Here is a 14,614-nt window from a genome sequence, read left to right as displayed (position 1 = left end):
TTGTTTGCCCAAAACTGATACTTTTTTACCTAATGCCGTTTTTTAACATTTAAAATACGTAAAAACCACCCAAAATATGATAGAAAGTGTTTACCTTTGCCCCATAATTATCAATCTAAAACAATATGAACAAGAGAGTTAATACTATTTTAGCTTTACTGCTGATGTGCGGTATGCATCTGCTGGCTCAGGAGTTTGAAACAGCCACCCAAGCCGTAAAGAATATGGGCGTGGGGTGGAACTTAGGCAACACCCTTGAGGCCAACAGTCAGACATACTACGATGTAACCAAAGACAATTACTGGGGACAGCAGGGACTGGAATCAGAAACCTGTTGGGGCCAGAGCAAAGCCAAGCCCGAGCTCATCAAGATGATGAAGGATGCCGGTTTTGGTGCCATCCGTGTACCTGTGACCTGGTATAACCACATGGACAAAGACGGCAAGGTGAATGCCGAATGGATGAAACGCGTCCACGAGGTGGTGGACTATGTCATCAACCAAGGCCTGTACTGCATCGTCAACGTGCACCACGATACTGGAGCCGACAGCGACAGTTTTAAGTCGTGGATTAAAGCCGACGAAGCCAATTTCAGTCAGAACCAAAGCAGATACGAGAACCTGTGGCTTCAGATAGCCGAGGAGTTTAAGGACTACGACGAGCATCTGCTGTTTGAGAGCTACAACGAGATGCTCGACAAACTGAATTCATGGTGCTTTGCCTCGTTTGCTTCGACCAGCAAATACGACGCAGCAGTAGCCAAGTCGGCTTACAATGCCATCAACAGCTATGCCCAGAGCTTTGTGACTACTGTTCGCAACACAGGCGGCAACAACGCCACCCGCAATCTGGTGGTCAACACCTATGGTGCCTGCAATGGCTACGACACCTGGAACACCCATCTGAAGGACCCGCTAACCAACCTGACCATCCCCGAGGGTGAAACCAATCACATAGCCGTACAGATACATGCCTACCCCAGCATAGAAAAAGGTATCAATGGCTATAAGAGTTTAGTGGACGATATGTATAGCGCACTTAACACAAACTTTGTATCGAAAGGTATTCCTGTGATCATTGGTGAATGGGGAACCAGTAATGTAGATAAAGGCACTGGCAAGACCGACTACGACGTACGTAGGGATGCTATGTTTGAGTTTGTTGACTATTGGGTAAAGAGCGCCAAGGACCTTGGCATGGCCACCTTCTATTGGATGGGTTTGTCAGACGGTGCTTATCGCGAAATACCAGCCTTTAACCAGGCCGATTTGGCGGAACGCATCGTAAAAGCCTATCATGGCGACAACTACCATGGCGAGTATCCAACGGCAACTATTGAACACATTGTTAAATACACCAGCGATTGGGCAGAAGCTTTTCTGTATGGCGACTGGAGCGACAACACCATCAAAGTAAGCGATTACAAAAGTATCAGCGTAGAACTGGATAAAGCCTATGGCGATAAGCTGCAGATAAAGGTATATGGCGACAAGAACGGCAAGGACAAAGATGGCAACATACAATACAAGACGCAAGAAGCAAAGGTTTCATCGAGCTCCAGCACCACAACCGTTACATTCAACGCCTCAACGTTAGGTACCAACATCTACCGCATTACACTCCAAACACTTGGTGGAAAACAATCGGTAAGAGTAAAAAGTGCCAAGCTGATTAAAGCTGACGGAACCGAGATGGCTGGCAACGTTGCTGTGGGGTGGGGATGCGAGGTAACAGGCGAGGCCATCAAATCAACATCAGGCATCTGCACGATTAACACAGTCAACACCAACGATCGCATCTATAACCTGCAAGGGCAGCAGATAGCTAAGCCACAAAGGGGCATCTACATCCAGAACGGAAAGAAATTTATAGCCAAATAACCTTTAACAATGAAACGCTTATTATTAATAATGTGTGCTGCATGGGGATTACACGCCGCAGCACAGATTCAGACAAACGCAGGTGTGCAGTACCTGCAGTGTATGCAAAAAGATATGTCGACAGACTTCTACGACCTGTCGAACACGTACTTTTTTGCTGATTCTTTGGTAAGTTTCGATGCTGCCAAAGGCGAAGGACAGGTACAGTGGAAGCGATACCGTATGAGTCCACGACAGGCTTTTAACCTGAATGGCTACTGGCCAGTACGCATGCAGATGCTCGATTTCCCCGATGCGGCCTACGACAACGACCCCAATCTGAAGTTCAAAATTGAGTTTATCACACCCCGAACAGCACGCATCCGCATGTTTACTTCGCCTGTGGAGCCTAAGAACAGCGACCAGGATGATGTGATGTTTTGCGACGGGTTTAAGGCCAGAGGTACAGGAGCGATGTGGAAAACATCGCAGACTGGCGATGCCATTAGCTACAAATCACAGTATGGCAGCATAGAGATCAAGAAGTACCCTTGGCGACTGGTGATTAAGGATGCTCACGGTAAGGTGCTGACACAGACGCGCCACATCATCGATAACGATTCGTCGCAGGTAAAACTGCAGCCTTTCTCGTTTATCAAACGAGGCAGCGACAACAGTCGCAGTATCAACCCGGTACTGACATTAGCACCAGGTGAGCGCATCTATGGTTGCGGTGAGTCGTTCACCTCGCTGAACAAGGTGGGACAAAAGGTACACCTGAGCGTGACCGACCCACAGGGACCTGAGACCGACGGACAGTATAAGCCCGTGCCCTTCTTCTTTTCAAATCGAGGCTACGGTATCTTTATGCACACCTCTGCACCAGTCACCTGCGATTTCGGGGCATCATATATCGGCGCCGACCGCCTGTTTATGGCCGACGAGCAGATGGACTTCTTCGTATTCTTGGGAGAGCCCAAAGACATCCTTTACGAATATACCGAGATTACAGGTAAGTCGCCCCTACCCCCGCTGTGGAGTTTCGGCACCTGGATGAGTCGCATCACCTACTTCTCACAGGAAGAGGGTCTGGAGATAGCCCGTCAACTGCGAGCCAACCGCATCCCTGCCGATGTGATACACTTTGATACGGGCTGGTTTGGCACCGACTGGCAGTGCGACTACCAATTTGCCAAAGATCGATTTAAGAATCCCGAAAGGATGCTGAAGCAACTGGCTAAGGACGGATTCCACACCTGCTTATGGCAGCTCCCCTACTTCACACCCAAGAACCGATTCTTTAACGAGATTATCGACAAGGGCTTGAACGTTAAGAACGCTACAGGCGGTATGCCTGTTGAGGATGCCATTCTGGATTTCTCAAACCCCGAAACCGTCAACTGGTATCAGCAGAAGATAGAAGGACTGATGAAACAGGGTGTATCCACCATCAAGTGCGACTTTGGCGAAGCAGCCCCCTACAATGGTTTCTATCATAGCGGCAAGGGCGGACTCTACGAGCACAACCTCTATCCGCTGCGCTATAACAAAGCCCTTTGGGAGGTGGTTGAGCGCAATCATCCAGGCGAAGGCATCATCTGGGCACGTTCGGCATGGGCAGGCAGTCAGCGCTATGCCCTGCACTGGGGTGGCGATGCCGCCACTACCAACACCGGTATGCTGGGCGACCTGCGAGGCGGACTGAGTTTCGGACTGAGTGGTTTCTCGTTCTGGAGTCACGATATGGGTGGGTTTGTGACGGCCTCGCCCGAGGATATCTATCGTCGTTGGCTGCCATTCGGATTCCTGAGCAGTCACACCCGTGCCCATGGTGCCCCTCCCACAGAGCCTTGGCTCATCTCCGAATCGTTTACCGATGCCTTCCGTGCTTGTGCCGAAATGAAGTATAAGTTGATGCCATACATTTGGGAGCAGGCTAAGGAATGCTCTAAGTTAGGACTCCCCATGGTACGTGCCCTGCTGGTAGAGTTCCCACACGACCAGGGAGCCTGGTATGTAGAGGATGAGTATATGTTTGGTTCAAAGATGCTGGTGGCTCCACTGTTGGAGAGCGGTAACAGTCGCAATGTGTACCTACCCAAAGGCAAGTGGATTGACTATCAGACAGGTAAGGTTTACGAGGGCGGATACCAAACTATCGAGGCAGGCGAGATACCTTGTATCATCCTGATTAAGGATGGCAGCGTGATACCACACGCCCCATTGGCCCAGCGCACCGACCAGATTAACTGGAACGCGATAGAGAACAAGAAATATAAAGCGAATTAAAAATTAACGGATACGGTGCTTGGTGATGACTTCACCATCGTAGGAGTTGATGCTGATTCTAACGGAGTCGGCATCAATTCTGTTTGTAGGGATACTCATGTACACCTTGGTTGAATAATATTCTGGCACGTTACCCTGATCGTGATACAGAATAAGATGACGTATCTGCTTGCCATCAGCATGCTTAACCAGTGTATCGCTAACAATCGCTAAGCTCTGGGCGGCAGTAGAATCATCGGTAACACCCGTTTTTAGCTGCAGACTCAAGTTCAGATACTTTCCCGTTTTACTCATCCAGGTGCTCTCGAACTTCACAGGATCGGTCAACAGTGGCTTATCAAAATCCGAAAGCAAAGCAATGAAAGCACATGGCACCTGGCCCATCGAAACCACCTCAGCCTGATTGTTCACCTTATTATAGTATAGCATACAGCGATAGGTGGTATCGGCCTTGTTCACCCACTTGGCAGTATAAGGTGCAGTGAGCGACAGTTCGTCGCCATCATCGGTAACAATCTTTGTTACCTGCTGGTTGCTGTTCACTATAGCCTCAGCAAAGTCGCCTCGCAACAAAGAGTACTTCCCCTCACCCTTATCGTAAACATCCTGAGAGCACGAGATGATGAGGAAGGTAGATACTATGCAAAGCAACTTTTTCATTGGGCAGCCATTAAGTTTCGTACAGGGTTGGCATACATCGTCAGCATGCGCTCACGCAGGAATGCCTCATCCTTATTTGGCAACTGTATCTTAGCCATCTGACCAGCTAAGTACTGATTGAAACGTTTCACATCAGCATCGGTATAATGGGCTGCATTGGCCTGATTGCCATTCAACTCATCCAGGGCGATGTAGTTACAGGGGTAAAGCTCATAGCCACGATGAATCTCGCGGTCCATCCGCTCGGCCAGCGCCTTGAACCACTCTGTTTTGGGCAGATCACTCAGTTCATCTATCCAGGTATTGATAGGTGCGGCCGGACGATATACCACTCGACCCTTATAGCCAAAGATACCGGTCTTCATGTTATCAAGGTCGTCCTGACGCGACTTCTTAAAGGCCGGATTATCACGCTTCTGTTGGAACTCCTGCGCCTTAAGATAGTCGCAAGGGTCGAACTCATAGCTGATGGTGAGCGGTACGATGTTCAGCTCCTTCAAGTCGCCCCCCATCGCCAGCATCTTAAGCACAGCATCCTGGGTACGGTCGCTCGAATCCTTGGCTCTACCCTCGCGTTGGGCAATCCAGATATTCTCCTTTTTCTGGGTTACGGCATAGTGGATATAACGACTCATAAGTTGCGAGGCTGCCAACGTTTCGCGCAACGACAAGCCACGACGTACGGTAAAGGCCTTGTTCATACGCACCAATCGTTTAATCCACGGATAGATAAGCAGATTATCGCCAATACCTATTTCAACGGTAGTGGGATAACCTGCTTCAACCAGCTTTACATCCAAGAATGCCGAGTCAAGCACGATATCGCGATGATTCGACACAAATGTGTATCGCTGACTCTTATCGTAAGCTGCAATCGAAGAATCCTGGAACGAGCACCCGTCGGTATGTTTGCGGATGATGTAGTTAACCACAGGTTTCATAAAACGCTTCTGGAAATCGAGTGGTGTTTTGATACCAGTAAATGCCAAGCGCAACAAAGCGTTACGCATCGATTTAGGCAACCAAGGGGTAAAACCCTTCAGTATCATTTGGAACTGTCTGTCGTTGAGCAAGTCGTCGAACGCCTGCTTCATCTCTCCCGCCTCGTAAGGTCGGATCTCGTCGAACTCTTCTCTCATATATTAATCAAACTGATTCTCAACAATCTCTGTCAGCACATCGGTCATCGACAGACCTGCTGCACGTACCTGCTGAGGAATAAAGCTGGTAGCAGTCATACCTGGTGTGGTATTAACCTCAAGCATCGAGATGTCACCCTTCTTCGAGATGATAAAGTCGATACGGATGATACCATTACAATGCAGGATATCGTAGATATGCGAGGTAATCTGGCGTACGCGCTCTGTTACATCCTCGGGCAAACGGGCTGGAGTAATCTCCTGTACCTGTCCGTTGTACTTGGCATCGTAATCAAAGAACTCGTTGCTGGTAACCACCTCGGTGGCAGGCAGAACCACGGTCTTCTCCTTGGTCTTATAAACACCGATAGAGATCTCGGTACCTTCGAGGTAGCTCTCAACCATAATCTCAGGACTCTCGAGCATGGCCTTGCGGATGGCAGGAGCCAGCATATCCTTCTCCTTCACCTTCGATACACCGAATGATGAACCATCGGCAGCAGGCTTTACAAAACATGGCATACCGATACGCTCCTCAATCTCATCATCGCTCACCAATTCCTCGTAGCCCTGACGAATCAGCAGCGAGTCGGCCACCTTTACACCGTAGCCACGCAGATACTGGTTCAGCACGAACTTATCAAAAGTCATAGCCTCAACCAGTACGCCGCTGGTGCTGTAAGGCAAACCAATCAGATCGAAATAGCCCTGCAACAGACCGTTCTCGCCTGGGGTACCATGAATGGTGATATAAGCATAGTCGAAAACCTTGGCCTCGCCGTTTTCCATAAACGAGAAGTCGTTTCGGTCAATCTTAGCTGTAGTTCCATCTGACAACTCCACGTGCCAGTCCTGTCCTTTGATATCTACGATATACACATCGTAGCGTTCCTTATCAAAAAATGAATAAAGTCCCTGTGCCGAGCGCAGAGAAACGTCGTGTTCTGATGAGTCGCCACCACATACGATGGCAATCGTTCTCTTTAAGTTCTCCATTGTATCTTATGTTTTTACTTCTTATTCTTTTGCCTTTATATACTTTCTCCATTTATCAATCAGAGCCGTCATATCAGCAGGCCACTCCGATGTAAAGTCCATCTGCTTACCCGTGGTGGGGTGTACAAAACCTAAGGTCTTGGCATGCAGTACCTGACGCGGACAGAGCTTAAAACAGTTCTGGATATAAGCCTTGTAGCTGGCAGTGCGCTCGCCACGCAGCAGTTCGGTACCGCCATAGCGCTCATCGGCAAACAACGGGTGTCCGATATGTTTCATGTGAGCACGTATCTGATGGGTACGACCTGTTTCGAGGATACACTCCACCAGCGTTACATAGCCATAACGCTCCAACACCTTGTAATGGGTTACAGCAGGTTTTCCTATCTCCGAATCGGGTGGAAAAACCTCCATACGCAGACGGTCCTTGGGATCGCGACCGATATTTCCTTCGATACGTCCTTCGTCCTCCACAAAGTTTCCCCACACCAAGGCATTATAACTGCGATGGGTGGTCTTATTAAAGAATTGTTTTCCTAGTGACGTCTTGGCATCTGGCGTTTTAGCTACTACCAACAGACCACTGGTATCCTTATCGATGCGATGCACCAAACCCACCTCTGGGTCGTTAGGATCGTAGCTGGCCAAATCCTTCAGATGCCAGGCTATTGCATTTACCAAGGTGCCGTTAAAGTTGCCGCATCCCGGGTGAACCACCATACCTGCAGGCTTGTTAATCACCATCAGGTCGGCATCCTCGTAAACCACCTCCAAGGGGATATCCTCGGGTTCTATCGTAGTATCGTAATGCGGACGATCGAGCATCAGTGTGATGATATCGCCCGGGCGTACCTTATAGTTACTTTTTACAGGCTTTTCGTTTACATGAATAAAACCCGCATCGGCAGCCTGCTGGATACGGTTACGACTGGAGTGTGGCTGATGTTCAACCAGGTACTTATCAATACGTATAGGCACCTGTCCTTTATCAACCTCCATACGAAAGTGTTCGTACAGCAAGTCTTCTTGCTCCTGCTCTTCGATATCGATGGTTTCGTTTGTCATTCTGTTACCTCCTCAAAATCATCCACTTCGCCATTACCGCTCTGCATCAGAGCATCGTCGCCACCAATTACGTTCAATTCTTCATCGGAACCATACTGTCCGCTACCTACCAGCAGCGTCAGGGGCTGTTCGATGGATATGCGTTCGCCAGTTGATACCTTTCGACCATTGCACGATACACCGTAAACCCAATCCTTCTCACCTGTTACATACTGTGGCGGAAGTACCTTGAATCCTAATGATATCAGTTTTGCCTCGGCCTCGCGGTAGCTGCAGTTATCCACCACATCGGGAATAGCTACCGATGGCGAGTTCGACGAGTTGATGGTTACATAAATGGTATGCCCCGACTTAACAGTCAGTCCGGCACCAGGGCTCTGCGTCAGTACGCAGTCGGCAGGCAAGCGTTTGTTGTAACCCGAATCGGTTACCACAATCTCCAGTCCGCACTCTTCCATCATCTCGCGTGCCTTGGTTATTCGCATACCCTCTATATTCGGCACTCTGATACTCTCACCGTGATGGGTGTACCAGTCCAGTCCGTAGTTCACACCTACCACCAACAGGATGACCACGAGTGCCATCGCTATCAGGTTCCAAATCAGGAACTTACTACAGAACTTGCCGAAGAATTCTTTTGTTTTCATCTTTTACTTCTCTATTTCGGTACAAAAGTACATAAAAAAACAGAAAGAAGCAAAGATTTCACTCTACTTCTTTCTATTTTAACTCATTTTCTAAGTTCCTCTCGGATTACTTTCCGTGATTCTCGTCAGAAACTGTCAACTTCTTGCGGCCCTTAGCGCGACGAGCAGCCAGTACTCGACGACCGTTCTTGGTGGCCATTCTCTCACGGAAGCCGTGCTTGTTTACGCGACGGCGATTGTGTGGCTGAAATGTTCTCTTCATTGTGAATACTTATTTAATTTTGTTATTTATTTACCGATTTGGGGTGCAAAAGTACTCATTTCTTTTGAATTACGCAAATTTTATACGATTTTTAGCTAAACTTTTTATGTTTTTTTCCAAAAAAGCAGTACCTTTGCACCCGAAAACGATATAAAAGTAACATTTTAAAGGTTTATGATTAATTCACAAGACATTAAAAAGGGCACCGCCATTCGCATGGACGGTGGCATCTGGGTGTGCATCGATTTCCAGCACCGCAAGCCAGGTAAGGGTAACACCATCATGATTATCAAGGTTAAGAACGTTTCAGACGGTCGCGTACTGGAGCGTCGCTTCAACATCGGTGAGAAGCTAGAGGATGTAATCATCGAGCGTCGTCCTTACCAGTATCTCTATGAGGACCAGTCTGGTCGTATCTTCATGAATCAGGAGACATTCGAGCAGATCCCCATCGACAACGAGCTCGTAATCGGTCATGAGTACATGAAGGAGAGCGACATCGTGGAGGTTGTTTCTGACACTACCGATGGTACTATCCTTTACGCTGAGATGCCTGTTAAGACCGTTCTCCGCGTTACTCACTCTGAGCCTGGTGTTAAGGGCGACACAGCTACCAACACTCTGAAGCCTGCTACTCTGGAGACAGGTGTTGAGGTTCGTGTTCCTCTGTTCATCAACGAGGGCGACCTAATTCAGGTTGACACTCGCGACGGTTCTTACCTGCAGCGTGTAAAGGAATAATGAGATACTCGATCATCGTTCCCGTCTACAATCGTCCCGACGAGGTAGACGAACTGTTACAGAGCCTCTGTGAACAAACCGTTAAGGATTTTGAGGTTCTGATAGTAGAGGACGGATCAGTAAAACCATGCAAGGATGTTTGCGATAAATACGCAAGCATCCTTGATTTGCATTATTACGCCAAGGAGAACAGCGGCCCCGGTCAGAGTCGCAACTATGGTGCCGAACGTGCTAACGGTGAGTATGTTATCATCTTAGACAGCGATGTGGTACTGCCCGCAGGCTATCTACAGGCAGTAGAAGACGAGCTCAAGCAGAACCCATGCGAGGCCTTCGGCGGTCCCGACGCCACGCACCCATCGTTCACCCCGATACAAAAGGCCATCAGCTATTCGATGACATCCTTTTTTACCACAGGTGGCATCCGCGGCGGAAAGGCTAAGCTCGATAAGTTCTATCCCCGTTCGTTCAACATGGGCATCCGTCGCGATGTGTATCTTCAGTTGGGCGGCTTTACCAAGATGCGTTTTGGCGAGGATATCGACTTCTCATACCGTATTGTGGAAGCAGGTTTTATGCCACGTCTCTTCCCCGAGGCATGGGTGTGGCACAAGCGCCGTACCGATTTCCGTAAGTTCTTCCGTCAGGTGTACAACAGCGGTATCGCTCGTATCAATCTCGAGAAGCGCCATCCCGGCACTATGAAGTTAGTGCATCTACTGCCAACCGTATTCACCTTGGGTGTCATCGGGTTGCTGCTCATTTCGCTTTTCTGGGCACTCGCGTGCGTTCCTATTATATTATATAGTCTGTTGCTCTGCATCGACTCAAGCATCAAGAACAAGAGCTTGTGGGTAGGATTGCTCAGCATCCCCGCCGCCTTTGTACAGCTGATGGGCTACGGTTTCGGCTTCATCGAGTCGTGGTGGAAACGCTGCGTACTGAAGCAAGACGAATTTACCGCTTTCGAAAAGAATTTCTACAAATGAACGAGAAACTGAACATTAATCAGTGGGCCGAAGAGGATCGTCCTCGCGAAAAGATGGCTACGCAGGGTGCCGAGGCACTGAGCAGCGCAGAGCTATTGGCCATACTGATTGGTTCGGGTTCAACCAAAGAGAGCGCCGTAGATTTAATGAAGCGCATCTTAGCCGACTGCAACAACAGTCTGAACACCTTAGGCAAGAAATCCATTCACGACCTGTGCCAGTACAATGGCGTGGGCGAGGCCAAGGCCATCACCATCCTGGCAGCCTGCGAACTGGGCAAGCGCCGACAGATGGAAACACCCGAAGAACGCCCCGACTTGGGCACAGCCACTCGTATCTACAACCACATGCACCCAGTGATGCAGGATCTGGATGTAGAGGAGTTCTGGGTACTGCTGCTAAACCAGCAATACCGATTGATAAAAAAACTGCGTATTGCCCGTGGCGGCATTACCGCAACAGCAGTAGATATTCGCCTTATCATCCGCGAGGCAGTACTCTGCAACGCCACACAGCTGGTGGCATGTCACAACCACCCATCGGGTGGCATCACGCCCAGCAAACAGGATGATGAGTTAACCATCAGCATCATGAATGCCTGTAAGCTGATGGACATCCACTTTGCCGATCACGTCATCGTTACCGATGGCCACTACTACAGCTACCACGAACAAGGAAAATGCTAACAAACAAACATATACAGTTATGACACAGGAAGAGAAAACACAGATAGAAGAGCGGATTGTAGATGTACTGAAGACCGTTTACGATCCCGAGATTCCCGTCAATATCTACGACCTGGGAATGATTTACAAGATAGATGTACAGGACGACAGTTCTGTTGAGTTGGACATGACCTTTACTGCCCCCAACTGTCCCGCTGCAGATTTTATCCTTGAGGATGTCCGCACCAAGGTAGAGAGTGTGGATGGCGTAAAGGGAGCCAATGTTAATCTCGTGTTCGAACCCGCTTGGGATCAGAGTATGATGAGCGAAGAAGCGAGAGTTGAACTTGGATTCGATTAATATGAAGAACGTATATTTCCTTTCCGATGCCCACTTGGGCTCGTTAGCCATTCCGCACCAGCGCATGCAGGAACGCCGACTGGTTCGCTTTCTCGATAGCATCAAGGAGAAGGCGGCTGCCATCTACCTGCTGGGCGACATGTTCGATTTCTGGTACGAATATAAATATGTAGTACCCAAGGGCTATACCCGTTTCCTTGGAAAAATCTCGGAGCTCACCGACATGGGTGTCGAGGTGCATTACTTTACCGGCAACCACGACATCTGGGCCTACGAATATCTGGAAAAGGAGTGCGGGGTGATTCTGCATAAGAAACCTGAGACCACGGAGATATACGGAAAGATGTTCTTCCTGGCGCATGGCGACGGACTGGGCGATCCTGATAAGAAGTTCAAACTTATCAAGAGTATCTTCCACAACAAGGCTTGTCAGTGGGCCTTCTCGTCATTACATCCCCGTTGGGGCATGTGGTTTGGATTGAACTGGGCCAAGCACAGTCGCATGAAACGTCCTAACGGCGAAGAGCCTGCCTATATGGGCGAGAACCGCGAGCATCTGGTACTGTTTACCAAAAAGTACATCCAGTACCACTCTAACGTAGATTATTTCATCTACGGTCATCGTCACATCGAAGTAGATCTGCAGCTCACCAAGAAAGCCCGCATGATTATCTTAGGCGACTGGATTAGTCAGTTCTCCTATGTAATGTTTGATGGCGAGCACCTGCTCCTTTCGCAATACATCGAAGGCGAGAGTCGCCCATGAAAAAGCACTTCACTGCAAATTATTCGTATTTTTAACGTCATAACGTCATATTCATTATAACCATCTGACTTTTAGTTGGTTATATATGACGTTATGATGTCATATTAAAACACATGATGTCATACAAGGTACATCACTGCATAAAAGAACCTATGTTTTCAACATGTTTCATCAGTAGAAACAAAGTGTTTCGCCCTGAGAAACAAAGTGTTTCTCCGGATGAAACACTTTATACAACCTATCTCAATGTCATATAACAGCCACAATATGACGTTAAAGAATTTAATATCATATAATATCATCATCTGTAATTTACTATTTTACAGATGTTTACATCAGATATGACGTTATGACATCAAAAATCAGAATACTGCATCAAAATATGTTAAAGAGTATCGTGGTCACTTCTGGGGAGCCTTTAGGGCATCCCATTTGGCTTCATACTCCTGCTCTTTCTGGCGTACTACTTTCAGGGCTCTCTTTCTACGCTGTTTGGCCTCAATCTTTGGGGCCACGGTCTTTTCGAATAGCCAGCCTAACATGGCTAACACATTGGGACCAGCTGGTACCACTTGTGGCAGTGGCACTTCCTTAGGGATTGCAGGACGCATGATGTTGGCCATCATCTGTTTGCTACGGTCGGTTCCAAACACCACTACCTCGTCGATGGCATGCAAGGTTGGTATCAAGTAAATGGTATCGCCATGCAGCTCGTTGGCCAGCACATAACGATGCTGGAATCTGGGATGACTGAGGGTGATGCGCTTAAAACTGTCGGGCACCTCTATCTCGCCGCTCCATGGGGTAACAATCTCATCGCCATTATCAACACGAACCTTGATATCACGCTGCGGCGCTTTCGACTCTAAACTGGCCACCACCAGTTTGCGCTGAGCAAACACCTCAGAGCACCACAACATTAACCATATGATCAGATACAGTTTCATCATTTAGTCTTTTCAATACGGGTGCAAATGTAATACTTTTCTGCATATCTTTTCAAAATGAAATATTATATTATCTTACAGATATAAAAATTAATGTAACATTAAGTCTTTTTGAATTAAAATATGTATCTTTGCAGCGAAGTTATCAGATAATGACCAACATGAACAGAAAGAAGATAGTAACGTTTGGCGAGCTGTTGCTCAGGTTTTCGAAGCCCGGACAACTGCGACTGACTCAGGGCGACCTGTTTACCAGTAAGTATGGTGGTAGCGAGGCTAATGTGGCCGTATCGTTGGCTACCCAGGGCGAAGATGTAACCTATATTACCCGACTGCCTGATACGCCAGTAGGTCATGCAGGAGCCATGAGCTTAGCAGAGCTTGGTGTGGATACCAGCCGTGTGCTTTATGGCGGACAGCGTATTGGCACCTATTACTTTGAACCTGCTGCCGGCATGCGTGCTGCCAAGGTGATTTACGACCGTAACGGTTCGGCCTATTCCGACCTGAAGCCTGGCATGATTCCCTGGCGCGAGATACTGAAGGATTGCAGCTACTTCCATGTGTCGGGTATCACGGCAGCCATCTCGCAACAGGCTGCTGATGCCACCTTCGAGGCACTCGACGTGGCCGATGAGTTGGGTATTACTGTATGCTTCGATATCAACTACCGCAAGAACCTGTGGAAGTACGAAGGTGCTGAGCCACGTAAAACCCTGAGCCGCATGCTGTCGCGTTGCGATATGATGTTTGGCGATGCCATCGAGTTCGACTGGCTGTCGCAGCATCCACAGCCACCATTCACGGCTACCGACTCAAACTTCACTATGCAGATGAAAGAGTATGGAGAGTGGTTCGACGAGTTGCATGCTACCTACCCCCGTGTAAAACACTGGATGATGGGTATGCGTAATATCGTAAGCTCGAACCATCACACCCTGACAGCCCTGCTTTATACCGACAATAAACTGTTGCAGGCACCTATCATGGATATCCCTGATGTGGTGGAGCCTGTAGGTGTGGGCGATGCCTTTATGGGTGGTTGGCTGCATGCCATCAGTCTGTTCCCCAACGACATGCAGAAGCAGTTGAATTACTCGTTAGCTGCCGCAGCCCTCAAGAACACCATCCCAGGCGATTTCAACCTCTCGACCGAAGAAGAGATTCTTGATGTGAAAATTTAACATTTCTTGATGCAGTATTTGGCCTTCTTCATCGTTTAATGGAT

At 48.4% G+C, this 14,614-nt stretch carries 15 protein-coding genes; 8 read left to right on the top strand and 7 right to left on the bottom strand.

Annotation, left to right across the window (positions count from 1 at the left end):
• The first annotated feature begins 125 nt into the window (after positions 1–125).
• Together T500_RS16225 and T500_RS14890 are read left to right on the top strand one after the other, a co-directional pair.
• Entirely contained in the window at positions 126–1,880 is a 1,755-nt protein-coding gene (locus tag T500_RS16225; RefSeq protein ID WP_051611810.1) for a glycoside hydrolase family 5 protein, read from the top strand.
• Between the two features lie 9 nt (positions 1,881–1,889).
• Positions 1,890–4,148, top strand: coding sequence for an alpha-xylosidase (locus T500_RS14890; protein ID WP_036908132.1), 2,259 nt, complete (start codon positions 1,890–1,892; stop codon positions 4,146–4,148).
• Positions 4,149–4,151: 3 nt separating this feature from the next.
• Here T500_RS14890 and T500_RS14885 read toward each other — a convergent pair whose 3' ends face one another.
• The 6 genes from T500_RS14885 to rpmH form a co-directional block, all read right to left on the bottom strand.
• A complete protein-coding gene (locus tag T500_RS14885; protein ID WP_036908130.1) occupies positions 4,152–4,808 on the bottom strand; it encodes a hypothetical protein in 657 nt (218 codons plus the stop codon).
• Positions 4,805–5,947, bottom strand: a complete 1,143-nt coding sequence (locus T500_RS0101580; RefSeq protein WP_028906666.1) for a hypothetical protein — start codon at positions 5,945–5,947, stop codon at positions 4,805–4,807. The genes T500_RS14885 and T500_RS0101580 overlap by 4 nt, the downstream gene beginning before the upstream one ends.
• Before the next feature lie 3 nt (positions 5,948–5,950).
• The gene (locus T500_RS0101575) at positions 5,951–6,943 is read right to left on the bottom strand and encodes a D-alanine--D-alanine ligase (RefSeq protein WP_028906665.1); all 993 of its coding nucleotides are present in this window, start codon (positions 6,941–6,943) and stop codon (positions 5,951–5,953) included.
• Positions 6,944–6,964: 21 nt separating this feature from the next.
• Positions 6,965–8,008 (bottom strand): RluA family pseudouridine synthase, encoded by a 1,044-nt coding sequence (locus tag T500_RS0101570; RefSeq protein WP_028906664.1) that lies wholly within the window; start codon positions 8,006–8,008, stop codon positions 6,965–6,967.
• On the bottom strand, positions 8,005–8,655 hold the full coding sequence (locus T500_RS0101565) for a PASTA domain-containing protein (protein WP_028906663.1): 651 nt from the start codon (positions 8,653–8,655) through the stop codon (positions 8,005–8,007). Before T500_RS0101565 ends, T500_RS0101570 begins: the two co-directional genes overlap by 4 nt.
• A 106-nt stretch (positions 8,656–8,761) precedes the next feature.
• Complete coding sequence (gene rpmH / locus T500_RS0101560) at positions 8,762–8,917, bottom strand: 50S ribosomal protein L34 (RefSeq protein WP_013063965.1); 156 nt, start codon at positions 8,915–8,917, stop codon at positions 8,762–8,764.
• A gap of 174 nt (positions 8,918–9,091) precedes the next feature.
• Here rpmH and efp point away from each other — a divergent pair, with 174 nt between their 5' ends.
• Genes efp through T500_RS0101535 form a run of 5 tightly spaced genes read left to right on the top strand, consistent with a single transcriptional unit; the run spans position 9,092 to position 12,439 of the window.
• Complete coding sequence (gene efp, locus T500_RS0101555; RefSeq protein ID WP_028904062.1) at positions 9,092–9,658, top strand: elongation factor P; 567 nt, start codon at positions 9,092–9,094, stop codon at positions 9,656–9,658.
• Positions 9,658–10,647, top strand: coding sequence for a glycosyltransferase (locus T500_RS0101550; RefSeq protein WP_028906662.1), 990 nt, complete (start codon positions 9,658–9,660; stop codon positions 10,645–10,647). Before efp ends, T500_RS0101550 begins: the two co-directional genes overlap by 1 nt.
• The gene (gene radC / locus T500_RS0101545; RefSeq protein WP_028906661.1) at positions 10,644–11,333 is read left to right on the top strand and encodes a RadC family protein; all 690 of its coding nucleotides are present in this window, start codon (positions 10,644–10,646) and stop codon (positions 11,331–11,333) included. Before T500_RS0101550 ends, radC begins: the two co-directional genes overlap by 4 nt.
• A 19-nt stretch (positions 11,334–11,352) precedes the next feature.
• A complete protein-coding gene (locus tag T500_RS0101540; RefSeq protein WP_028906660.1) occupies positions 11,353–11,673 on the top strand; it encodes a metal-sulfur cluster assembly factor in 321 nt (106 codons plus the stop codon).
• A 1-nt stretch (position 11,674) separates the two neighbouring features.
• Positions 11,675–12,439: a UDP-2,3-diacylglucosamine diphosphatase gene (locus T500_RS0101535; protein WP_028906659.1), complete on the top strand. Its 765-nt coding sequence runs from the start codon at positions 11,675–11,677 to the stop codon at positions 12,437–12,439.
• A 401-nt stretch (positions 12,440–12,840) separates the two neighbouring features.
• On the opposite strand, the gene T500_RS0101530 is transcribed toward T500_RS0101535, so the two are convergent.
• Complete coding sequence (locus T500_RS0101530; protein WP_196243446.1) at positions 12,841–13,386, bottom strand: hypothetical protein; 546 nt, start codon at positions 13,384–13,386, stop codon at positions 12,841–12,843.
• 161 nt (positions 13,387–13,547) lie between these two features.
• Here T500_RS0101530 and T500_RS0101525 point away from each other — a divergent pair, with 161 nt between their 5' ends.
• Positions 13,548–14,570, top strand: a complete 1,023-nt coding sequence (locus tag T500_RS0101525; RefSeq protein WP_028906657.1) for a sugar kinase — start codon at positions 13,548–13,550, stop codon at positions 14,568–14,570.
• The last annotated feature ends 44 nt before the right edge of the window (positions 14,571–14,614 follow it).

The sequence above is a fragment of the Xylanibacter ruminicola Ga6B6 genome (genome assembly GCF_000687715.1).
Classification (GTDB): Bacteria; Bacteroidota; Bacteroidia; order Bacteroidales; family Bacteroidaceae; genus Prevotella; species Prevotella ruminicola_B.
The sequence above is the reverse complement of the archived record's forward strand: the minus strand, read 5'-3'. Positions and strand labels throughout refer to the sequence as shown.